The sequence below is a fragment of the Sphingobacteriaceae bacterium genome, assembly GCA_016715905.1.
GTDB lineage: Bacteria > Bacteroidota > Bacteroidia > B-17B0 > Aurantibacillaceae > Aurantibacillus.
Map to the genome: position 1 here is coordinate 95,529 of JADJXI010000005.1, position 24,567 is coordinate 120,095.

At 35.8% G+C, this 24,567-nt stretch carries 18 protein-coding genes and 1 tRNA gene; 8 read left to right on the plus strand and 11 right to left on the minus strand.

Translation table 11 applies throughout. The features are described 5' to 3' along the window. Positions 1 to 41 precede the first annotated feature (41 nt). Entirely contained in the window at positions 42 to 755 is a 714-nt protein-coding gene (locus tag IPM51_08350; protein MBK9284322.1) for a (d)CMP kinase, read from the plus strand. On the opposite strand, the gene IPM51_08355 is transcribed toward IPM51_08350, so the two are convergent. Next, a complete protein-coding gene (locus tag IPM51_08355) occupies positions 750 to 1,124 on the minus strand; it encodes a hypothetical protein (protein MBK9284323.1) in 375 nt (124 codons plus the stop codon). The genes IPM51_08350 and IPM51_08355 overlap by 6 nt on opposite strands. Before the next feature lie 94 nt (positions 1,125 to 1,218). Beyond that, positions 1,219 to 1,292, minus strand: a tRNA-Arg gene (locus IPM51_08360). Between the two features lie 58 nt (positions 1,293 to 1,350). On the opposite strand from IPM51_08360, the gene IPM51_08365 reads away from it, so the two are divergent. The 6 genes from IPM51_08365 (at position 1,351) to IPM51_08390 (ending at position 10,462) form a co-directional block, all read left to right on the plus strand. Continuing rightward, complete coding sequence (locus IPM51_08365) at positions 1,351 to 2,160, plus strand: 2,3,4,5-tetrahydropyridine-2,6-dicarboxylate N-succinyltransferase (GenBank protein MBK9284324.1); 810 nt, start codon at positions 1,351 to 1,353, stop codon at positions 2,158 to 2,160. Between the two features lie 18 nt (positions 2,161 to 2,178). Continuing rightward, entirely contained in the window at positions 2,179 to 2,712 is a 534-nt protein-coding gene (locus IPM51_08370; protein MBK9284325.1) for a hypothetical protein, read from the plus strand. Positions 2,713 to 2,785: 73 nt separating this feature from the next. After that, positions 2,786 to 5,227: a TonB-dependent receptor gene (locus tag IPM51_08375; GenBank protein MBK9284326.1), complete on the plus strand. Its 2,442-nt coding sequence runs from the start codon at positions 2,786 to 2,788 to the stop codon at positions 5,225 to 5,227. A gap of 265 nt (positions 5,228 to 5,492) precedes the next feature. Next, positions 5,493 to 8,606 carry a gliding motility-associated C-terminal domain-containing protein gene (locus tag IPM51_08380; protein ID MBK9284327.1) on the plus strand — a complete coding sequence of 1,038 codons (3,114 nt, stop codon included), beginning with the start codon at positions 5,493 to 5,495 and terminating at the stop codon, positions 8,604 to 8,606. 7 nt (positions 8,607 to 8,613) lie between these two features. After that, positions 8,614 to 9,666 carry a PorP/SprF family type IX secretion system membrane protein gene (locus tag IPM51_08385; protein MBK9284328.1) on the plus strand — a complete coding sequence of 351 codons (1,053 nt, stop codon included), beginning with the start codon at positions 8,614 to 8,616 and terminating at the stop codon, positions 9,664 to 9,666. An 82-nt stretch (positions 9,667 to 9,748) separates the two neighbouring features. Next, the gene (locus IPM51_08390) at positions 9,749 to 10,462 is read left to right on the plus strand and encodes a methyltransferase (GenBank protein ID MBK9284329.1); all 714 of its coding nucleotides are present in this window, start codon (positions 9,749 to 9,751) and stop codon (positions 10,460 to 10,462) included. Positions 10,463 to 10,468: 6 nt separating this feature from the next. On the opposite strand, the gene IPM51_08395 is transcribed toward IPM51_08390, so the two are convergent. The 8 genes from IPM51_08395 to IPM51_08430 all read right to left on the minus strand — a co-directional run bounded on the left by IPM51_08395 (position 10,469) and on the right by IPM51_08430 (position 20,672). Beyond that, positions 10,469 to 10,915: a GNAT family N-acetyltransferase gene (locus IPM51_08395; GenBank protein ID MBK9284330.1), complete on the minus strand. Its 447-nt coding sequence runs from the start codon at positions 10,913 to 10,915 to the stop codon at positions 10,469 to 10,471. Further along, the gene (locus IPM51_08400; GenBank protein MBK9284331.1) at positions 10,912 to 11,982 is read right to left on the minus strand and encodes a CoA transferase; all 1,071 of its coding nucleotides are present in this window, start codon (positions 11,980 to 11,982) and stop codon (positions 10,912 to 10,914) included. Before IPM51_08400 ends, IPM51_08395 begins: the two co-directional genes overlap by 4 nt. 3 nt (positions 11,983 to 11,985) lie before the next feature. Then, positions 11,986 to 14,412: a phenylalanine--tRNA ligase subunit beta gene (locus IPM51_08405; GenBank protein MBK9284332.1), complete on the minus strand. Its 2,427-nt coding sequence runs from the start codon at positions 14,410 to 14,412 to the stop codon at positions 11,986 to 11,988. Positions 14,413 to 14,885: 473 nt separating this feature from the next. After that, positions 14,886 to 15,788, minus strand: a complete 903-nt coding sequence (gene gldA, locus IPM51_08410; protein MBK9284333.1) for a gliding motility-associated ABC transporter ATP-binding subunit GldA — start codon at positions 15,786 to 15,788, stop codon at positions 14,886 to 14,888. Positions 15,789 to 15,880: 92 nt separating this feature from the next. Continuing rightward, positions 15,881 to 16,876: a tryptophan 2,3-dioxygenase gene (locus IPM51_08415; GenBank protein MBK9284334.1), complete on the minus strand. Its 996-nt coding sequence runs from the start codon at positions 16,874 to 16,876 to the stop codon at positions 15,881 to 15,883. A 57-nt stretch (positions 16,877 to 16,933) separates the two neighbouring features. Further along, positions 16,934 to 17,371, minus strand: coding sequence for a PaaI family thioesterase (locus IPM51_08420; protein ID MBK9284335.1), 438 nt, complete (start codon positions 17,369 to 17,371; stop codon positions 16,934 to 16,936). Next, positions 17,368 to 18,234 carry a DUF4249 domain-containing protein gene (locus IPM51_08425; protein ID MBK9284336.1) on the minus strand — a complete coding sequence of 289 codons (867 nt, stop codon included), beginning with the start codon at positions 18,232 to 18,234 and terminating at the stop codon, positions 17,368 to 17,370. Before IPM51_08425 ends, IPM51_08420 begins: the two co-directional genes overlap by 4 nt. Continuing rightward, positions 18,231 to 20,672 (minus strand): TonB-dependent receptor, encoded by a 2,442-nt coding sequence (locus tag IPM51_08430; GenBank protein ID MBK9284337.1) that lies wholly within the window; start codon positions 20,670 to 20,672, stop codon positions 18,231 to 18,233. The genes IPM51_08425 and IPM51_08430 overlap by 4 nt, the downstream gene beginning before the upstream one ends. A 127-nt stretch (positions 20,673 to 20,799) precedes the next feature. On the opposite strand from IPM51_08430, the gene IPM51_08435 reads away from it, so the two are divergent. Further along, on the plus strand, positions 20,800 to 23,070 hold the full coding sequence (locus tag IPM51_08435) for a SpoIIE family protein phosphatase (protein ID MBK9284338.1): 2,271 nt from the start codon (positions 20,800 to 20,802) through the stop codon (positions 23,068 to 23,070). A gap of 6 nt (positions 23,071 to 23,076) precedes the next feature. Here IPM51_08435 and IPM51_08440 read toward each other — a convergent pair whose 3' ends face one another. Next, positions 23,077 to 24,444, minus strand: a complete 1,368-nt coding sequence (locus tag IPM51_08440; protein MBK9284339.1) for a peptidoglycan synthetase — start codon at positions 24,442 to 24,444, stop codon at positions 23,077 to 23,079. Positions 24,445 to 24,567: the final 123 nt, after the last annotated feature.

The window sequence follows — 24,567 nt, forward strand, 5'->3', positions numbered from 1 at the left end:
TTTTCATTTGAGAATTGTTGGGCAATGAGTACATTTAAGCAATGCAAAAAATTACAATTGCAATAGACGGATATAGCAGCTGCGGAAAAAGTACCTTAGCCCGTGCGCTGGCTCAAAAACTGAATTACAGTTATGTAGATACCGGAGCCATGTATAGAGCAGTTACATTATTTGCCCTACGGAATAAAATAATTGACGAAAATTATTCTTTGAATACAGCTAAATTAATCCGCTCCTTGGATAAAATTGAATTAAATTTCAAGTACGACTCTACCAATAAAAGTTCACACACTATTTTAAATGGGGAAGATGTGGAAAAACTAATCCGAACCATGGAAATTAGTAATATAGTAAGCCGAGTAAGTGCGGTAAAGGAAGTGCGTGAAAAAATGATTTCCATTCAAAGAAATCTGGGTAAAAAAAAGGAAATGGTGATGGATGGACGAGATATTGGCACTAATGTATTTCCTAAAGCAGAATTGAAAATTTTTATGACCGCCGATACTAAAGTGCGGGCACAAAGACGATTGGATGAATTAAGCAGTAAAGGACAAATTTATACTTTGGAAGAAGTAGAAAAAAATTTAATAGAAAGGGATCATGCAGACACCACGCGTAAGGAAAATCCGTTGACAAAAGCAGATGATGCCATTGTTTTAGATAATACTGATTTAAACAGAGAACAACAGTTGGAATTTGTGATGAAGCTAATTGAAGATTTGTACCTAACTCCTGAAAAACATAAGCATTTATAATTTCACATTATATACGTCTGTTTTATTTCTTTGAATTCCTTTCACTTCAAATCCTCCGGGCTCATCAATAATTTCCATCAAATCAAACATTTTACAATCTTTACTCAAACCTTCAAATACCAAGGTAAATCCTTGTCCGTTATTAATGGTCCAATCCGGAGCGTAAGTAATATTAAAAATATTGAGTAAACGTAAACGATTACCACTTTCCTGTTCAATCAAAAAAGTGCTTGGCCAAACTCGGTACGCATAAACATCACCGCAATTGCAATGAACGATGGTTTGCCGTTCTACTTCTTCTAAAGTGATGCGTTGTGTACTTTCTGCTGTTATGGTTTCGTTTATTTCCTGAGTTGCGGTTTCGCCCATGTGTAGTGTGAAGATAAAAATTTCATTTTTGTTTTTGAGAGTTATTAAAAACAAAAACACCTCCATTGTTTTGGAGGTGTTTTTTCTTTGATCGTGATCCCGAAGGGATTCAAACCCCTAACCTTCTGATCCGTAGTCAGATACTCTATTCAGTTGAGCTACGGGACCTGCATTTTTAAGAACTGCAAATATACATTTTTTATTTAACTTGCAAATCAATTCTATTATGCAAAACACTATTGAAAAAGCCTGGGAAAACCGCGAATTATTGAAAGATTCTGCGGTAGTTAAAGTTATTGAAGATGTTATTGAGCAACTTGATAAAGGAAAGTTAAGAGTTGCCGAACCTAAGAGTGATGGTACTTGGCAAGTAAATGATTGGATAAAAAAAGCGGTAATCCTGTATTTTCCTACCCGACAAATGCAAACAATTGAAGCAGGCCCAATGGAATTTCATGATAAAATGGCCTTAAAAAAAGACTATGCTAAATTAGGGGTTCGTGTTGTACCGCATGCTATTGCACGTTACGGATCTTATTTAGCTTCGGGTGTAATTATGATGCCCTCTTATGTAAATATTGGTGCTTATGTAGATTCCGGAACCATGGTGGATACTTGGGCAACTGTTGGCAGTTGTGCGCAAATCGGAAAAAATGTTCATTTAAGTGGCGGGGTTGGTATTGGTGGTGTGTTAGAACCTGTGCAAGCAGCCCCTGTAATTATTGAAGATGATTGTTTTATTGGTTCACGTTGTATTGTGGTAGAAGGCGTGCATGTTGGTAAACAGGCCGTGTTGGGTGCTAATGTGGTATTAACCATGTCAACTAAAATTATTGATGTGACCGGAAAAACGCCTGTTGAAACTAAGGGTTATGTGCCCGAACGTTCGGTTGTTATTCCGGGAAGTTATACAAAAAATTTTCCGGCCGGTGATTTTCATGTGCCTTGCGCCCTTATTATCGGAAAGCGAAAAGAAAGTACTGATTTAAAAACTTCATTAAACAATGCATTGCGTGAGCATAATGTTGCTGTTTAAAATTTGAAAAGAAAAATATTGAAAAAAATTTTCGCCATATTCAGTTTAGTTTGTGTACTTTTTTTTTCATCTGGCACTTTCTTTGTTTATCAAGCCTATATAAAATCCTATAAACAAGAATTCAGAGCTTGGGCAGTTCAGGAAAATAATAGAGCCATTATTGAGTTAACCATACCAATTGCTGAACTTTTTAAAAACACCGCGCTCATTCAATGGGTGGATAATAATCATGAAGTTGTTTTGAATGGAAAATTACACGATGTGTTAACCTACACGGTAAAAAGTAAAAATGTGGTATTGAAATTAATTGCAGATGAGAAGGAAGAATTTTTGAAACGGAATTTCGCTGCTATTTACAACAAGTATGATTCTTCCGATTCATCATCCGGTCTTTTAAAATTGCTCAAACAATTTCTTTCATTAAAATTCACAAGCAACGATAATATTTATAGCATGTTAAATGTTGTTGATCTTTTCAATCGGGCAAAGCCTTTAGAGCAGAAAATTGTTGCCAAGTATTTTCTACCGGAGATCAAACCTCCAATTAGTTGAACTAACATCTGCTTTAATTTTTTAACGCAATTATTTTTGCGCTTTTAATCAATTGTTTTTTTAATTCATTATTGTGAAAAATGTAATTATTTTAATATTTTTTCTCGTTTCAAGTTTGTGTAAAGCACAAACCATTAAAGTGGTTGAGCTTACTACCCGTGAACCTTTACCCGGAGTAGTATTTTATGATAGTAAAGGAAAAACACTGGCTGTCACCAACTCAAAAGGAGAGCTTAATTTAAACGACATTAAGCAAGTGGATACAGTTTGGTGTGTAATTATGGGTTATGAAAAAAAATTATTTACTCGTTCACAAGTTGAGCAAATTAAAGAAAAAATTCAGCTTAGAGAATCGAATATAAATTTGAATGAAGTAATTGTTTCGGCTAATCGATGGGAGGAATCAAAAATTGAAAATCCGGGGAGAATTAATGTGATAAAAAGGAAAGAGATTGAATTTCAGAATGCGCAAACCACGGCCGACATGTTAGGTTCTGGAGGCAACGTTTACATTCAAAAAAGCCAACAGGCGGGCGGCTCGCCCATGCTTCGTGGATTTGGAACAAATAGAGTTTTACTGGTTATTGATGGAGTTCGGATGAACAACGCAATATTCAGAAGTGGGAATGTGCAGAACGTTATTTCTTTGGATGCAAATGCGATGGAAAACGCTGAAATTTTATTCGGGCCGGGAGCGGTGATGTATGGTAGCGACGCTATTGGTGGAGTTATGGACTTTCACACCAAAAAAACGCTATTCTCAGATTCAGCCAATGGACTTGTTAAAGCTAACGGTTTAGCTCGTTTTTCAACAGCTAATATTGAAAACACAGGACACCTGGATTTGCAAGTGGGATTTAAAAAAATTGCTTTTGTCACTTCTTTCACAACGGCAAAATACGAGGATTTACTTTCAGGAACTATAGGAGGCGACACCTCCTATCTAAGAAAAAAAATTCAGGTTGTTCGCGCAGATAAAGACACGCAATTGGTAAATACTAATCCACATTTGCAGGTGAATTCAAAATACAGTCAAATTAATTTTATGCAGAAGATTGCATTTAAACCCACTCAAAATTTACAGATTGATTACGCTATTCATCACTCAGAAAGTACCGATGCGCCACGTTATGATCGTTTAATTACTGATGCTAATTCCGATGGAATATTAGATTTTTCAGAGTGGTATTACGGTCCGCAATTATGGCAAATGCACCGAATAGGAATACAACACAAAAGAAATACAGGAATATATAACAACCTTCGCTTTGTGGCAGCTTATCAGCATTTTGAAGAAAGTCGACACGATAGGCGAATGAATTTATACGGTAGTAAAACAAGCGGATCATCTAATCTACGACATCAATATGAAAAATTAGATGCTTATTCAGCCAACCTCGATCTTGATAAAAAAGTGGGAGAAAGTACAAGTATATTTTATGGCGCTGAATACGTTTATAATTTAATTAATTCAAATTCCGAACGGATAAACGTTTATACCGGAGCGCAACAACAACTAAATCCCCGTTATCCAAATGCTTCTACCTGGCAAACGATGGGTTTGTATTTAAGTGCAAAACACCAAATGAATTCAAAATTTTTAATAACAAGCGGAATGCGTTATTCTATATACAGAATTAAGGCTTTATTTGATACTAGTTTGTTTGTATACCCAATAACAGAAGCCAACATTGGCAATGGCGCATTGAATGGAAGTTTAGGTTTTGTGTTTACACCGCAAAAAAGCTTGCAGGTATATATGAATACTTCAACAGGTTTCAGGGCACCTAATATTGATGATATTGGTAAAGTATTTGATTCGCAACCCGGATCTGTAATAATTCCAAATCCAAACTTAAAACCGGAATATGCTTATAACGCTGAAATTGGAAGTACAAAAGCATTCTCCAATTTTTTGAAACTCGATTTGGCTTTGTATTATACTTATTTATCCAATGCTTTAGTAAGGAGACCTTTTACTTATAATGGAGTGGATAGTCTTTTTTACAATGGACAAAACAGTAGAATATATGCTCTTCAAAATGCGAATCATGCTTATGTTTATGGAGCCCAATCCGGTGTAGAAATTTATTTTGGAAAAGGAATTTCTCTTACCAATCACATTACATGGCAAGTTGCTAAAGAAAATAATTCAGACAGCGCACGCTATTATGCCTTAGCACATGCCACACCTGTATTTGGAAATATTCATTTAATGTACGCCGCTCGGAAAATTAAGTTAGACTTTTATGTTAATTACCATGCTAAAATGCAATATGAAGATTTTCCTTTATCGGAAATTTTAGAGCCTTATATTTACGCCATTTCAGCCGATAAAAAACCATTTGTTCCGGCATGGCACACCTTAAATTTTAAGGCAGGTGTATTTATAAGTAAGAATTTTAACCTTATGGTCGGGGTGGAAAACATTTTGGACGCACTTTACAGGCCTTTTTCATCCGGAATAAATGGTCCGGGACGTAACTTTTTACTAAGTCTGCGTTATAAATTGTAAATTATAAGTTATTGATTAACAATTATTTGAGTTAAGGCCTGAGTCGAACTACATTTTGAATGAGCGAAAATTCAAACCTTTTCGGCTTTAAACTCGTATAAACCTCCAATAACCTGTTATGAGTGGTAATTTAGGAATGAATTCCCTATGAAATAACTGATATTTTGTTTACATTTACGGGTTAGCAAGTATTTGAATTTTAGGCTAAATACCTGATTTCAGATAAAGTGAACTGTTTAATTTTAGGACTTTTAAAAATAACTGTATGAAACGATTATTCGTTTACTTTTTTCTCTTTTTCCTTTTTGTTTTTACTTCGGTAAAATCTCAGGTAAATCAAACCACATTTTGGTTAGAATCATTTGGCTTAGGATGTAACCAAGGCCAGGTAGCAGCAGGATTTGTTGCTACTCCAACTAATGGTATTTGGGTTGCAACAAATACTGGACCCAACGGTGCTGCTGCAAACGAGTGGTTTATTTCCGCCACCGAAGCAGGAAGACCTGTAGGTACTTGCGGCGACGGATGTTTAAATAATGCCGGTTTTACCAATAGAAGTTTACATGTAGGACAAAATTTAATTTTACCGGCTTTGGACGCTGGAGCATTTTATACCCAAGCTGCAAACTCTGAAACGAATAAAAGGATGGAATCGCCGGTGGCCAACTGCACCGGAAAAAACAACATTATGTTGAATTTTGATTACATGGCGGTTGGAAATCCAACAGTTGATGCTTGTGAAGTTTTATATTCAATCGCTAATGGTCCTTGGCAGTCTTTAGGTTTTTTATCTTCAACGCCCGGGCCTTGTGCTCCAACTGCACAATGGACTGCAACTACATACGCCTTACCGGCAGCATGTGATGGGGTTAATAATTTAAGAGTTGGATTTGTTTGGACAAACACTAACGTTCCGGGTCCTGGCGCCGTTGCTGTAGCTATTGATAATGTTGAATTAACGGCTCCTCAAATTACTTATACAGTACCGGCGCAAGTTTGTGCTAACTTTACCTGGCAGCCAACGCCTACAAATACAGTGGCCCCTACAGATTCTTATTCCTGGACTTCTTCACCGGGTGGCGTAATATTTACTCCTTCCAATGTTGCTAATCCGGCTATTTTAATACCGGCACCGGGTATATATACTTTAACATCCTATGCAACAAATCTTGGAGTTTTAACTTCAAGTGTGAGTTTTACTGTTAACGCTGTTGCTCAATTAAATTTTACAGCAACAGCTTCTCCTACTTTGATTTGTCCAAATGAAACAACAACTTTAAATGTTGTAGGTGGAACAAATCATACTTGGACACCCGGTCCCTTGTTTGGTACTCCGGTTTTAGCTACTCCTTCGGTTCCAACTGTATTTACTGTTAGTGGTACAGATTTAAGCGGATGTCCGGGAAGTGGTACAGTTTTAGTAACTATGGGTCAATTCCCATTAATTTCTGTTGTAGCTACAGCTTCGGCCGTTTGTGTTGGATTTCAATCTACATTAACCGCAGCCGGAGCCGGAAGTTACACTTGGTCGGGTACCGGGATAGCTCCACCAATAGCATCTTCCAGTATTGTTGTTGGCCCTGGAATTTACACTGTAGAAGCTTTAACTAACGGTTTGCCTTGCGCAGCTTATACGGTTGTAAATATAACTTTAGCACCACCTTTGAATCTTCAATTATCAACGTCTCCGCAAACCGCCACTACTTGTATTGCGGCAAATTATCCTGCGACATCAAAGCCTGTGAATCTTTGCGCTACGGGTGCAGGCGTTTACTTGTGGAACCCCACATCCTCATTGAATTATTCAATTGGTCCATGTGTGGCCGCTAAACCATTAGTTTCTACCTGTTACACAGTTACCGGATATACCTCAGTTTGTTCCGGATCAGCTATTGTTTGTGTTACCGTAATTCCACAATTCAGTATGAATGTGGTACCTAAACAACCTTATATGTGTGTTGGAGATTCTCTTTCCATGTATATGACTCAAATAACTTCCAGTTATACACCACATCAATTTTATTGGACGGAACCGGCTAATGCGCCTCCACCAAGTTTAACCAATCCGCTCTCACAAACCGTCGTCATTTCTCCAACCAATATGGCGCAACCGGTTACTTATTCAGCTGAGGTCGTTGATGGAAGAGGATGTGCTTCAGTTCCTAAATATGTTCCTGTAACGGTATTACCGCAACCTTTAACAGCCATTGCATTACCAATAGTAAACGGTTTGGTTACCAATTCCATTTGTTACGTAGGTTCTTCCACGGGATCCAATCCAGCTGCTTTAATAAATGTATTAGCTACTAATAGCAATTCTAACGTGCTTCCACCTGGCGTTGTTCCAACTTACACATGGATTTCGCCATATTCACCAACTTATTCACAAGCATCCATTCCTGTGCCAGTTAATGATTTTTCAGTGATACTGGCAGCACCTTTACGAACACCGGGAATAGTTACATTTAGCGTTCAATCTGGGTATAATGGAATTCCGGTTGACGGAAAAGGATGTAAACGAATGGATACTGTTTCCATACGAGTTGTTGATTGTAGGTCATTAACTACAACATCAGCACAGTTTACAACTTCTATTCCTAATGATACTATTTGTTCAAGAACTTGTATCACTTTTGTAAATTTAACCGATACGGCTGCGGGCGGACCGCAAACTTATACCTGGACATTTGCAGGTGGACAACCATCCATATCAAACGCAATGAATCCAACTATTTGTTATAACCTTCCAGGTAATTATAATGTCGTCTTACATGTCCGAAATCCGTATACCAATACGGTCACGGGTAGTTATGATTTTGAGGCACGGATGAATTATATCAAAGTCGTCGACGTGCCAAATCCCAAAATACTTCCGTTTTTAACCGGAGGTAAAAAGGATACTACGATTAGGTATGGACAGAGTATAACATTAACGGCAACTAATTGTGCCAGCTATGAATGGGATCCGAATTACAATATTTCTGCAACAACCGGTTCGGTGGTAACTGTTACTCCAAGAAAAACAACAGCCTATCATGTATGGGGTTATGCCAGTAAAGCATGTTATAGCAGTGATACTATTAATATAATTGTGTTAGAGGATTGTGGCGAAACCTTCATACCTAATGCTTTCTCGCCAAATAATGACGGTGCCAATGATGTATTGTATGTAAGGGGATATTGTTTAGAAACCATGACCTTTATGATATTCAATAAATGGGGACAAAAAGTATTCGAAACCAATGATAAAGAAGTGGGATGGGATGGAACATTTAAAGGAGAACCGTTGAACACCGATGTATTTGTTTATAGAGTAGAAGGTATCACATTTGATGGGAAGGCCTTTTCGCAAAAAGGCAATGTCACACTAATTAGGTAAAGAAATTATGCAACTGAAAAAAATATACGGAATAGTTTTGACTGTAGCTTTGGTGCAATCATACCAGGCTCAGGACAGACATTTTTCGCAATACACCGAGATGTCGAGTGCATTAAATCCTGCATTAACAGGCGTTATGTATGATACACGCCTCATTGGTTCTTATAGAACACAGTGGGGAAAAGTTTCTGCTGCTTATCGTACTTTTGGAGTAGCATTTGAACAGGCTATTAAGCACAAAAAACTAAAGAAAAATTATTTCGCGATGAGTGGAAGTATTTTCAGAGACATGGCCGGTGATGCTAAATTGGGCAATTTAAATCCAAATTTAGGAATTACCGCTGTTCAAAAAATTAATAAGCAAATGAAAGTGTCGGCCGGAATTTCCGGTGGATTTATGTATAAAACTATTGACGTAAACAGTTTACGTTGGGACCGACAATTTAACGGTTATGAGTTTGATGAAACCCGACCAAGTGGTGAAGCTGAAGTGCCTAGGAGTGCAATATCTTCTTATGACGTTGGTGGAGGTATTAACTTTAATTATGCACAAAGCGAAAAATTTATTAGTTCTAAAGATGGTAACAAACTAAATATCGGGGCTGCAGCGTATCACTACAACATTCCAAATAACTCCTTTTTTGTTACATCAGAAAAATTAAAAACCCGTTTTGTTCTACATGCTTCAGGGGATATAAATATACCTCGCTCTAAAAATGCAATTATGCCCAGCGTTATTTATATGCGTCAGGGAACAAGCTCTGAGTTAATGATTGGCGCATTATTTAAGTTTATTTTGTCTGATCAATCTATTCGCACTAATATCCGTAAACCATCCGCTTTCTCCATTGGAGGCCAGTACCGTTATAAAGATGCAATTGTGCCAACTATTTTATGGCAATACGATAAATACGCATTAGGTTTGTCTTATGATATCAACGTATCTGCATTAACACCGGCTTCAAAAAGAGCGGGAGGATTAGAGGTTATGTTGAGGTACAATACTTCTCCGGGATACGGAAAGAATTTAGGCAGAAGTAACAGTAAAGCCTCCTATTAAAATTTAAAGCGTTAATTTATTAACGCTTTTTTAATATTAAAATATTTGATACCGGCTAAATTGCAAGCATCAAAATAGCTATATGCCCAATGCAAGTTTTGTTTTTAAGCAATTTAAAGTAGAGCAGGATAAATGCGCTATGAAAGTGAATACCGATGCGGTGTTACTTGGTGCCTGGGTAATTCCAAATGGGAGTACAAATATATTGGATATAGGAACCGGAACCGGGGTAATTGCACTTATGCTTGCACAGAAATCCAATGCGCAGATTTTAGCCATTGATATTGACAAGCACGCTACAGAACAAGCCCATTTAAATGTAAAAAGCAGCATTTTTAAAAATATTATTGTACAACACATTTCTTTTCAAGAGTTATCTGAAACTACAGCTTATAAATTCGATTTGATTGTAACAAATCCCCCTTACTTTATCGACTCACTCAAAAGTCAGGATGAGAATAGGAAAATAGCCAGACATAATCAGAATTTATCTTTTACTGATATTTTATCCGGCGCTAAAAAATTACTCACTGAAAACGGAAAACTCTGTTTGATTTTGCCCACCAAAGAAGCTTCAATTTTTAGAGAAGAAGCTAAAGAAAAGGGACTATACCTTTCTAAATTACTACGAATAAAAACGAGAGCTGATAATTCAAACGAAAAGAGACATATTATGTTGTTTGAATTTAAACAAACTGAATTTTCTGAAGCAACATTAATAATTGAAGGCGAAAAAGCCGGAACATACAGCGAAGCGTATAAAATGTTAACCAGAGATTATTACATCAATTTCTAGAATTGTTTAATTTATTTTTTTTACCATTTTAAAATGTTGAATGATCCCCCAAAGTAAAAATGATTTTTCAACTATATGGTATCCGTTTTTTTCGTAAAAGGAAACTGCATTTTCACGAGCTTGCAGTTCAATGTATTTAAGATTTATTTTTTTAACTTCTTCTTCTAAAAATGAAAGAATATGTTTACCTAAGCCCAAACCCTGATAATTTTCATCTACGGCCATAAAACGGATTTGCCCGGTTTCCTCTGAATTAATTTGCAATCGACCACAGGCAATAACTGCATTTAGATCATTTAATACGTAAGCATTAATTGCATTGGATTCAAATTCGTCAGTGGCAGTTTCGGCAGGTTGTTTCCAGGGAGCGCGTAGAATTTTCACGCGTAGTTGAATTATTTTTTGAAGCTCCTCAACGGATGAAGCTTTTAATACTTTGTATTGGATATTCATTTTATTTTAAAAGCAATTCCGGATACAGTTGTTATCTTCTTTTTTTTGTTTTCAAAATTCCGGAGCATTTCCTTAGCCTCCGGTAATTCAAAAACTTCCTTCAAATCCCTTATTTTTCCGATGGGAATATTTTTGTCTAAACAAGATTGAAACAGTTTTTTAAAAGGAATTTTATTTATGTAATTGTATAATATATGATAGAGTTGACTTCTGTTTTTTACTCTTAATTGATTGCTGGAGTAATTTCTGTCATTGGCCAAGTTCGGGTAATTAATTAATGCGCATAACGCTATAAATTGTTTGTTGCTGCCAATTGCAAAGGTTATCAGTTGTTTGTCTTTGGTTTCAAATAACTCGCCGTAAGGGGCAATATTAGGGTGAAGGCTGCCGCTTGCTTTTGGTAAATGATTTGCGATAAGCCAATTGGTGGCTTGATTTACCAATGATGCAATAGCACTTTGAAAAAGCGAAACATGAATTTCCGCACCTTTTCCTGTTTGAAAGCGGTGAAGAAGGGCTATCAGGATAGCTTCCTTCATTTGATGACCGGCTAATACATCAATTAAAGCTACAGGCATTTTTACGGGTTGTGATCCTGGTTCTCCATTCATAGACATAAATCCGCTTTCTGCCTGAAGTATTAAGTCATAAGCCGTTCTTTTGGAGTTTGCTCCAAACCCATTGATGTTTGCCCAAATTAATTGGTTATTTATTTTGGAAAGCGTTTTGTAATCTGCTTTTAATTTCTGCGCATCTCCTTTTTTGAAATTACAAATTAATATATCTGCGTCTTTAATTAAAGCGTAAAAGTTTTTTATCTGAGATGGAATATTTAAATCAAGCCAGCAAATTTCTTTGCCTCCATTTACGCTCCAATAATATGCACTTTCTTTATCGTTAGCATCTTCTGTTTTTAATTTCCAACTTCTGGTAATATCACCATTGTTGGTTGGGTTTTCAATTTTGATAACTTGAGCGCCCAATTCCGAAAAAAAATACCCAACCGAAGGACCGGCTAGTACACTTGCGAGTTCTACAATTTTAAGGTTTTTAAAAATTTCTTTCAAAATTTATTGTCTTAATTCAGCGCCTAATTTTTCTTTGAAATTTTTAAGCAATTTATCCATTACTCCGTCTATTTGCTTGTCGGTTAATGTTGCCTGATCGTCTTGTAACACAAATGACAAAGCATAAGATTTTTTATCTCCAAGCTTAGCGTCACTATAGATGTCAAATAGATTCACTTCTTTTAATAATTTTTTCTCCGACGCAAAAGCAATTTCTTCAATACTATTATATTTAACGGAAGAATTTAGTAGTAAAGCTAAATCACGACGCACAGCAGGGAATTTAGATATTTCACTAAATTCGATATGCCGTTTTTTAAATGCCTTTAATAATAGTTCCCAATTTATTTTCGCATAATAGACAGCCTGATTTACATCTGATTTTTTACAAATCATTTTTTTAACCAAACCGGCCTCAGCAATTATTTTTCCATTCAGAGAAAAGTCCAAGCCGTATTCAAAACACTCATGATTGCTTTCTGATACTTTATATGCGTTAACACCACATTTTAAAAATAAAGTTTGTAGCGCTGCCTTTAAAACCGAAAGATCGGTTTTCATTTTTAACCCATAAGCATTTTCGGGATATACCTCTCCGGTAAGAAATAAGGCAATGTGCTTTTGTTCTGCATATTTAAATTCCGAATCGGGGTTAATTTGATAAGTTCTGCCAATTTCAAAAAACCGGAGATCAGAGGATTTTCTGTTTATATTATAGGCTATCGCTTCGAGTCCACCATAGAGCATTTCTGCACGTAAAACATTTAAATCTGAACTAAGCGGATTTATAACTTTAACCAAGTGATCAATGTTTGAATAATTACGATCAGAACTGAGTGATAAGCCCATCATTTCGTGATAGCCACAACCCATTAAAGTTTCTGCAACTCTCCGTTCAAATAGTACGGTTTCATTATTGGTATTGGTGCCGGTGCTGTAATGAATGTTTTTTGCAGACTCTACATTATTATATCCGTAAATCCGTAAAACTTCTTCAATAACATCAGCCTCTCGGGTTACATCACTTTTAAAACAGGGAACTTTTAAAAGTAATCCATCGGCACCTTCTTTTTCAATTTGGATGCCCAAATTTTGAATAATGGATTTGATGATACTCTTATCAATTTCTTTTCCGATTAAATTATTGCAGTTATTATAGGAAAATGCAACTTTGAAAGGTTCTAAAATATTGGGATAAATATCTTTTAATCCCATGCTTAAAGTGCCACCTGCAATTTCTAAAATTAAATTAGCTGCGCGAACTAAAGCTTTTGAAGTAGAATCCGGATCAGCGCCACGTTCAAAACGAAATGATGCGTCGGTTTTTAATCCATGTCGCTTTGAACTTTTGCGAACAGCAGCCGGATTAAAATAAGCGCTTTCTATAAAAATAGAATTTGTATTGGCGCTTACCCCACTATGCAAACCGCCGAAAACACCGGCAATGCACATGGGTTTTACAGCATCACAAATCATTAAATCTTCTTCGTGCAATGTTCGTTCAATTTCATCTAGTGTTTTAAATTTTTCACCTTTTGTGGCTCTTCTTACAATAATTTTTTTGCCTTCGATTTTTTCTAAATCAAAAGCATGTAAGGGTTGACCTAATTCATGCATCACAAAATTGGTGATATCAACAATATTATTAATGGTTCTTAATCCAATAGATTTTATTCTGGTTTTTAACCAATCAGGACTTTCTTTCACTTCAATTCCGCTGATTATAATGCCCGAATAACGTGGACAATCTTCGTGATTGGTAACTTCTATTTCAATTTTATTGATGTTACTGGATTCCGGTAATTCCTGATAGCCATTTTCTATAATCTGAATCTGCGAATCCTTATTTTTAGAATTTAGTATGGCTTGTAAATCGCGGGCAACGCCTAAATGAGATGCGGCATCACTTCGGTTTGGCGTTAATCCTATTTCAAAAACGCTATCGTTTTCTATTTTAAAATATTCGGAAATGGGTTTTCCTACCGGGGTATCCTGAGGTAAAACATATATACCAGCATGTCCAACACCAATGCCAATTTCGTCTTCTGCACATAACATGCCTTCGCTAAGTGCGCCACGTATTTTGGACTTTTTGATTTCGAAGGGTTCTCCGGTTACGGGAAATAATTTAGTACCAACCATTGCAACTATAACTTTTTGTCCGGCTTGAACATTGGGTGCGCCGCAAACAATTGATAGGGGATTGCCGTTACCAACATCCACTTTGGTTAAACTTAATCGGTCGGCATCCGGGTGTTTGGTACATTCCAAAACCTCTCCGGCAATTAGTCCTTTCAGGCCACCGGGAATAGATTCATAGTTCTCTACCGACTCAACCTCTAAACCTGAATCAGTTAATAAGGCAGCAACTTCTTCGGCAGAAAGCTGAACAGGAAGGAGGGTTTTTAACCAATTATATGAAATTTTCATGCGTTTAAAATAGAGAATAAAGATACATTTAATTGTGTAAGAATTAAATGTAGATTATTAATTTTCTCAATGAAATATGAGAACTATGCAAAGATTTTTACCTATTTTGAAAATAAAAATATAGGATTAATTGATATTTCCTTAGCCTTTTTAAGGAAGTGGATAACCATAAAATGAAACGCTAGTGTCTTGAATTAATGCTTAATCTTTTTTATTCCAACTTTTTAATTTCGGTACTGCGGAAGAGAAAAGCCGGCAAAAAGCGGCATAATTCCATCCATTTCTTTTAATTTTCCTTTTACAAAGACTAGATTTCCGATGTATTAATGTTAGGCTGTATAAATTTTTGTTGTTTTAAAATTAACCGCAATGCTTGTTATTTTTAATCTCATTAGCATTGAAACTTCTGCCAATTGGATCTTTAGAAAAGGGCATTGAATAGCACTGGCAATTTTTGTAAATATTGCTCTTTATTACTTGGTTAACTCCTTAAACACATCTTCCATCTTTTGAATTTCACGATTTAAGGTTAAAACGGATAATTTATTATGAACTGCAAAATCAAAAATAGATTTTCTTAAATCGTCCTGAGTGGAGGATACCAATTGATAGGTGTTTTCTTTTATGTTTATGATTTTTTCGATTTGAGGAATTTCTTTGAGTTTTTCGTGGCTAACTGCTTTATCAAATTCTACAGTGATGATTTGACTTATGGCACTAGACTGAAGATTTTTAGTGATATCGTTTGCTACAATTTCACCTTTATTGATAATAATTACTCTATCGCAAACCGCTTCCACTTCCTGCATAATGTGGGTGCTTAGCATAACCGTTTTTTCTTTACCGAGCGATTTTATTAAAGCGCGAATTTCATCTAATTGATTAGGGTCTAAACCTGTTGTAGGTTCATCCATAATTAAAACTTTAGGGTTGTGAATCATGGCTTGCGCTAAACCTACACGCTGACGATATCCTTTACTTAAAGCGCCTATTTTTTTCTTTTGTTCAATTTGTAAGCCGGTTAGCTCAATCATTTCTTTTACTCTTTCCTTTATTTTTTCAATGTGATGCAAGCCCGCAGTAAATTCCAAAAATTCTTTTACGTACATATCGAGGTACAAAGGATTGTGTTCCGGTAAGTATCCAATTTGTTTGCGAACTTCCATACTTGAGGTGATGATATCGTGATTACAAACCTGAGCACTTCCGGAAGTTGGGGGAATATAACAGGTAAGAATTTTCATCATGGTACTTTTACCGGCACCATTCGGACCCAAGAAACCTACAATTTCATTGTTGCCCACCTCAAATGAAACATTGTTAAGCGCTTTTTGCGTGCCGTAAAGTTTGGTAATATTTTGTACGGAAATTGACATTTTCTTTCCCTAAAGGTATTCTTAAATAGAGGGAAATCAAAACTGCGGCTCAATAAATTTTGAACAAAATAATTGGAAAAGGAAAACCAAGGTTAAATTTTGAGCACATTGGTTTCTACCCAACCTCTTCCCCAATCATTTTTTTCCTGTTCTGTCCATAATTCAGGGAAGAAAATTCTTTTTTGAAAACGCGGTGGCAAGTATTTTTGCCAGTTAGTTCCTCCGGTAGCTGCAACATCTCCTTCATTTTGTTGTAAATAACGCACTGCAGATTTGTAATGAACCAAAGGCCAGTTGATATTAACATTTACATCCAACTGTTTCATGGCGTTGATTAAATTGGTGTTGCTCTTTTCTTTATCATTTACGGAAAGATATTTCTGCCACATGTTTTTTGTTTTGAATTCGTTGGCCAAAGCAATAAATTGAGCTGAATATTTCTTTTCGAATTGTTTTAAAGTAAGTGTTTTCTTGCCGCTCTCTAATTCAGTAGCGCCTTTATTCCAATAGATGTACTGAAACATTTCTTCAATGCTTGCATTTTTTCCCGTATAGTTAGCACGAACATCTTTATCTACCAAATTAATAAAATCTGCACTCATAATTTCAATCATACGGTATTGCGCACTTTGAAATCCACTAGCCGGTAATAAGGCCATTCTGTAACGTAAAAACTGTTCCTTCTCCATACCATTAATCATAATTTCAAATGATTTGGTTAGGGCCTCAAAATAACGATTTACCCGCATAATGCGTTCTGCCATAAATGCCGGATCCAATTTATCTTTCCAACCGTTGTCCTGGCCGTTTGGTTGTATGTCTCTTCCGTTATTGGCAATTTGTTGTAGTTCGTGAATAACTAATTTGAAATAAAGCTCGGTTATTTGATGGTACATGATAAAAATTAACTCATCCGGAAAATCAGTCTTCGGATTTTGAAGAGTTAATAAGGTATCCACTTGGGTATAGTCCCAATACGTTAAATAGTTGGAAAGTAATAAACCGTCTAAATAACCGTCTAAATTCTGACCCATTTGGGCATATTTCTCTTCTAGTAACTTTATTTTATCTATAATTTGTTTTTCCATGATTTTATAAATGTAAGAATTTCTTTTTTTAAGGATAAATGAGTTTAGTCATATTAACTATTTTGAATATCCGGCCTTTTCAGCGGGATAGGCGTTAAATGTTCCCAATGCTTTGGCTACTAAACGCATATTATCATTTTCGCAAAAAACATCACAACTGCTTACTATAATTCTATTTCCTTTGCTTTCTACTTTAGAAACAGCCAGTAAAGTATTATTTAATTGAGCCGGAGAAATAAAATTGATTTTATATTCTACCGTGCTCACTACTTTGTTTTGTTCACAAACCGCACTTAATGCTACTACGCCTAAGGCAGCATCGCACAGGGAAGCAATTAAACCACCATGTGCTGCTAATGGAGTAGCTAAATGTTTGGCTTGAATGTTTAAACGATAATGTAACAAGCCGGACTTAATAATTTCAAAATCCATGCCAATTAATTGGCCGTATTGATTGTGTTTAATGTAATCTGAAATAAGTGGGTGTTGCATCATTTTTTAGGTATAATTATAGTGTCAAAGGAAGGTGAGTATGCGGTGAAAGAACCAAAAACATCTTTGTCATTACTATTGAGCATGCTTTTAATATTAGAAGGTGCACTAAACGGATTGCTGTTACTGGCTTTGTTTTGATAATAGGTATTCCAGAAATCGTATTCTTCTTTTCCGATTTTACAAAATTTCACTATAACGGTATCTCCTCTTTTAAAATAACCTTGTTCCGGATCATCTCTGAATTCCTGAATTTTATTGGGTTGTGGTCCGCGGTCATACGCAAAATCAAAGGATTTTCCGTCAATGTATTTATCATCAAATGCAGAGCCAAATGGTGCCGCATAAAAATCATCCTTAGTTATTCGTTTGGCAAACCAGCGATAAAAATCTCCAACACCGGCCGGTTCTGAAAAGCGTTGCCAAATATATCCTAAACTATCTTGCTCACCTTTAAAATAGAGGGAATCCAGTTTTGCCGGAGTGCGAATGCTGGAACTTGCATTATAGGTTTTTCCGTTTACTTCTATTTGCAATTGATAAGTTTTACCAACTTCTCCCTTTATTTTTAATCCGGCATAAAAGTAACCTATGCTTGGGTCTAACTCCACCAAAGTATCCGTTAAAATTCCATCGCTCACAATTACTTTTGCGCCTTTTATAAATGCTTTTTCCGGTGTAGTGAAATCAAACGTTCCGAAATAGGGAACCGACCAGGAAAGTAATACAATAGGCGGACCGTTAGTTTCAATGGAGGCTTCAACTACCACTTTTTGCTGGTAATCGGGTATATTTAGTTTTATATCTTTTCGGCAAGAATTAAAAAGCAAAGCGAAAAGAATCAAATATGTGATGGTAATTTTCAAAATTTAAAATTCCAAGTTATACTGGGTAATAGGGGAAATAAAGATACTTGTTTAGCTCCAACTTTAAGTGTTCCGTTGGTGAAATCACCCTGACGTGTTATATAAATAAAATACGGATTATAACGGTTGTAGGCATTAAACACACTTAAGGTAAAGCTGTGATGAAATTTTTTAAATATTTTTTTGGTGTTAACAATATTGGCCGTGTCTTTGCCGGCTTCTAAATATTCTTTTATTAATTTGTTTTTTCTTCTTTCGAGTTTTTTAATTCTATCAGGTGTATAAGTTGCGTTTAAGTCCAGTCGATGATAAGGCGCAAAACGATATGAATTTCGTAATCCGTAATCATGACTTTGGCTTCCTTCATATAGGAAAAATCCCTGAGGCAAAGTTCCTCTATTGCCTGTTCCGTATACCCAAACCAAACCAAAGTTGAATAATTTATTGGCATCGTAAGTTAAAACTAATGAGGCATCATGCCTGCGATCATATTTCGCTAAAAATTTTTCTCCATAATTTATGGCTTCAAATTGTCGCCAGGTCCATGATAAAGTATATCCAATCCATCCTGAAAATTTTCCGCGATTTTTTTTCAAGAAAAACTCAACACCATATGCCCAGCCATTGCCGTAAGTAAATGCATTATCCGGATTATCATAAACATTGTCGGAAGGTGTAGCTCCTTCTTTATATTCAATTTGATTGGTCATGGTTTTGTAATAGGCTTCAACGCTGGCCTCATAATTATTTTCTTTAAAATTTTGAAAATAACCGATCGCATACTGATCACTTTGTTGAGGTTTTACTTCTTCGGTGCTTGGCATCCAAACATCGGTTGGTAAACTTACGGAAGAAATACTTCCTAAATGTATGTATTGAAAATTGCGTGTGTAGGCTACTTTTAAAGATGATTTTGGCGTAATAGCGTAACGTAAAGATAGGCGGGGTTCTAATCCATTATAATTGGCAACTACTTCTCCGTTTTTATAATTTACCGTATCGGAAATACGCCCTAAAAAATCTTTTTTATAGCGAGAGAAGGGACCAATTTGAGTAAAATTCCCAAAACGTAATCCCGCATTTAATTTTATTTTTTGACTTATTTCCCAATCATCCCCAATGTAGACGGAAGCGTCGTGTGCGTAAAGTTTTACTACTTTTCCTAAATCAAATACGGTTTCACCTTGTTTGGCACTAACACTGGTAGGTACAAAAACATGGAAAATATATTGAATGCCGGTTTTGATATTATGTCTGGAGTTTGGATAATAATTAATATCATGTTTAATAGTATAATCGCTTATGCCGGATTTTATGGTTGCTTCAAAGTCGTCTTGACTGGCAATAAAACTAAAATCATAATTTGTAAAAATGGCCGAAGTATTAGAAAATAATTTGGTGTTATAAATATGATTCCATCTCAGGCAAGCGCTTGCATTTCCCCAAGGAATTTCAGTAGCAAATTCATCCTCATCACTTTTAAAATAAAAGCGGTCGCGGCCATAATACCCACTTAAATAAATGCGGTCTTTATCGTTAAGGATGTAATTAACTTTGGCATTAAGATCATAGAAGTAATAAGAAGTGCCTTTAAAATCCGATTTATCCAGCCAGGGTTTAGCTAAAATATCAATATACGTTCTTCTGCCGCTGATTAAAAAAGAACTTTTGTTTTTTACAATTGGTCCTTGAATCGTTAAACGTGATGATATTAATCCGATTCCGCCGTTTACTTCAAATTCCTGATTATTTCCATCTTTCATGGTAATATCGAGTACAGAAGATAATCTACCTCCATATTGCGCAGGCATGCCTCCTTTGGTGAGATTCACATTTTTTATGGCATCACCATTAAAAACCGAAAAGAAGCCCATTAAATGCGATGCGTTGTAAATGGGTGCTTCATCTAATAAAATTAAATTTTGATCAGGACCACCACCTCTAACATAAAAGCCGGTATTACCATCACCGGCATTTTTTACGCCGGGCAATAATTGTATGGTTTTAAGAATATCAACTTCTCCCATAAAAGCCGGAATTTTTTTTATTTCGGCCATGTCTAAATTCACACTGCCCATTTGTGTGTTACTCACATTTTCATTTCCGCCTTTTGTAGTTATTTCAATTTCGTCGAGTTGATTTTGGGCGGGTGAGCAAGCGATATTCAATTTAATATTTTTATCGAGCTCAATTATCTGCTCAATATTTTTATAACCGATATAGCTTACTTGTAAGGTGTATATCCCCTTTATGGCATTCAGTGAAAAAAATCCGTAAGCATTGGTGAAAACCGCCTTGTTCGTTTCTTTCAAAAGAACCGTTGCGCCAATAAGGGTTTCACCGTTGCTTGCATCTTTTATCGTTCCACTGATAGAAAAATTTTGCGCATGACAATTAAAAACACTCAATAATATAAATATACAAAACAGATTTTTCAAGCCACACAAAATTACAATTTTTAGGTCTTTCTTCGCTTAATTAACTAAAAGATTGTGCTTATGATTTTAACTTTGATTACTCATTTTCATTACTTATCTTTAATATGCTAATTGCATTCATGCGTTTATGATTAAAGATTTGGCTGTAAAAATTAAAAAATCAACCAGCATCCTTAAAATAGGATTGGTGTTTTTTACTATCGCATCTTTTCATGCTCAAAACCGAAAGCTAGATAGTTTAAAGAGCTTATTAAATGACCCCATTGATTCAACGCGAGCCAAGGCGCACAACTCATTAGCTTCTTATTACGCGAAGCGCGATTTGTTGTTAGCCAGGCAATATGTAAATCCGGCAATTAAAATTTCTTCAAAGGCGAAATACAAAAGAGGATTGGGAGATTCTTATTCAATTATATGCAATATCCTTATGAATAGTGGGAAATTTGATTCTGCAATTTATTATAATTCTTTGGCTGCTCAAACTTGGGAGGAATTAGGAAACCGTCCCAGGGTGGTTGCCATGCATGGATTTAGAGGAGATGTGGAAGAAGCAGCTGGTGATTATCATTTGGCGCGTAAAACCTTTAGTGCATGCGTTCAAGAATATGCTGAAATAGGAGATACCATTAATATGGCTGATGCTTATATACACCTAGCTCGAATGGCGATGGATAATGGTAAGTTAGATCAAGCTATGGAAATGTTTTTGAAGGCAAAGCAGTTATTTGAGCTATGTAGACATGAATGGGGTTTAGTAGTAGTGATGAATGATATGTGTACGCTTTATGGAGAGCGCAAGCAATTCGATAAAAAAATCAATGCTCAACGTAAAGTAGTAGAGTTATGTTATAAAGTTGGAAAATCTAACGAGGCTATTATAGGAATTGATAATTTGGGAACTGCATTTTTATCGGTTAACAATCTCGATTCAGCAGAATTTTATTTTATGAAAGCTTATCATTTATTAAAAGATTTACCTGAACATCGGGGACGTCCTTTAGTTTGGTCTCATCTGGCCGTGATCAATCATTTAAGAAACAGGCTGCCACAGGCAGAAAAATATTATTTTGAAACTAAGGCCATGTATGAAGCTGTAAATAATATGTCGTCATTAGCGGCTGTTTTCACAAATTTGGGAGAACTTTACTTTGATATGAAAAAATATAATCTATCAGAGGAGTATTATTTAAAGTCGAAAGAAATACATGAGAAATTGGATGCAAAACCTTCGCTTGAAAATGTATATAACGGATTAAGGAAATTATACCATGCTTTGGGTAAACATGATCTTTCTTTTGAATACGGCACAAAGCTTGTGGCATTAAAAGACACTTTATATCTTGAGAATAATCAAAAAGCGGTGGAAGAAATGGAGGCCAAGTTTAATAGTGATCAAAAAGAAAAAGAATTGGAATTGAAAGATAGTCAGCTATCTAATCAACGATCGGAGATCAAATCTCAAAATTTACAGAAAATGATACTTGCGATTGGCGCATCTACTTTATTAGTAATAGGAATTCTTTTATTAGTTGGAATGAATCGTAAAAGAAAAGCGAATTTGTTACTTGAATCTCAGAAGGAAGAAATTCTAAGTCAGAAACACATTATTGAAGAAAAGAATAAAGACATTACAGATTCTATACGTTATGCTAAACGAATTCAAGAGGCCATTCTGCCTGCTGATGAATTGGTGGATGCAGCTCTGCCGGAACATTTTATATTATATGAGCCTAAAGATATTGTGAGTGGTGATTTTTATTGGGTACAAAAACACGGTGATTTGAGTTTATTTGCTGTTGCCGATTGTACCGGTCATGGAGTTCCGGGCGCATTGATGAGTGTAGTTTGCAGTAACGCATTAAGTAGGGCAGTAAATGAAAAAAAGATATTTTCTCCAGCTTTAATATTAGATGAGATAAGTGCAATGATTAATGATACACTCAGGCAACAGCGGCAAGATAGTACGATTAGAGATGGAATGGATATTGGTTTATGTGTTTTGAATAGAAGAAACGGAAAATTACTGTACGCCGGTGCCAACAATCCGGTTTACTTGGTAAAGCATGGTGAACTTCTTTCATTGCCGGCAAACAAGCAACCGGTGGGTTCATTTTTAGAAGATTATGTTAAGCCTTTTACAGAACAAGAGGTTCAGTTGGAAAAAGGTGACTTGCTTTTTGTTTTCAGTGATGGATTTGCAGATCAATTTGGTGGGGAGAAAGGAAAAAAAATGAAGTATAAGCGACTACAGGAGCTAATTAGGCAGAGTAAAGAACTTCCTATGAAAGAAATTAAAAATAAACTTTTAAGTGAATTCAAAGAGTGGAAAGGAAGCCGAGAACAGGTGGATGATGTTTGCATACTCGGCATCCGAATGAGGGAGATTGCAAATTCGTAATTTGAATCAATTACACTTCAATTCAGTGGCCAATGCATTAAAATCAACCCCGTCAAAGTTACCGCTGCTCATCATTAATAGTACTTTATCTTTCCAATTTTGAGATTTTAGAAAAGTAGTAACCGCGTTACTTTCGGTAAAAACCATTAAATCCTTTCTCTTGAATGCATTTTGTACTTGTTCGGGATTTATTGCTTTTAGTTTTTTATGGGCAATGGTGTGCGGGTTAAAATAAACAAGAGCCACATCAGCCGCATTCATGGCACCATTGTACTCCTTTAAAAATTCTTCGGTTAAACTACTAAAAGTGTGCAGTTCCATGCAAGCAATTAATTTCCGATTTTTGAATTGATCTTTCACGGCAGAAGTAGTGGCTTTTAATTTAGAAGGCGAGTGCGCAAAATCTTTATAAAAATTAAAATTTTCGTTTTTAAAAACCAACTCAAGTCGTTTGGATGCACCCTTAAATGTTCGCATGGCCTCAAAAAACTTTTCATGGTTAATGCCAATTTTTTCGCATACGATTTTGGCACCGTTTAAATTCATTAAGTTATGATTACCAAAAATTTCCAAAGGAATATTAGCGTTTTTCGTTTGAAGATAGGTAATGCCATTTTCTATCTGATTGGCAGGAATTCCGTAAGGATGCTTGGATATAGCATTCTGAAAATTTTCAGCACACAGTTGATTCAATATTTGGTCTTCGCTGCAATATATTAAATGACCGTTTGGTTCAATGAGTTCAATAAATTTTCTGAATTGATCAATGTAATTTTCGAAAGTTGGAAAAACATTAATGTGATCCCAGGCTATTCCACTTAGTATGGCAATGTTAGGATGATACAAATGAAATTTAGGTCTCCTGTCAATCGGAGAAGCCAAATATTCATCCCCTTCAATTACTGCAAATTTAGCGGTTTTCGAAAACCGAACCATGGTATCAAAGCCTTCCAGTTGTGCGCCCACCATAAAATCGGTTTCTATTCCGGCTTCTTTCATTACATGTAAAATCATGGAGGTGATGGTCGTTTTACCATGACTGCCGCCAATTACAATGCGAATTTTATCTTTTGTGGCTTCGTAAATGTATTCTGGATAAGAGAAAATTTTTAATCCCAATTCTTTGGCTTTAATTAATTCAGGATTATCAGCTCGGGCATGCATACCAACTATTATTTCATCCAAATCATTGGTAATTTTTTCGGGAAACCAACCAATTTTTTCTGGTAAAAGCCCTTTTTTTTGTAAACGTGATTTGCTGGGCTCGTTAATTTCATCATCGCTGCCTGTAATTTGATAAGCCATTTCATGTAAGGCCAGCGCCATGTTGTGCATGGCGCTTCCACCAATTGCAATCAGATGAACTTTTTTCATACCTAAAAACCTGAAAGTAGTTTATAAATCTGATTTTGAATATTTAAAGCTTCTTGAATTCTTAACAAAGTAAATTTAATATCTGAAGGTTAAGAATTGTACAAAATGCTTCGAAAAGGATTG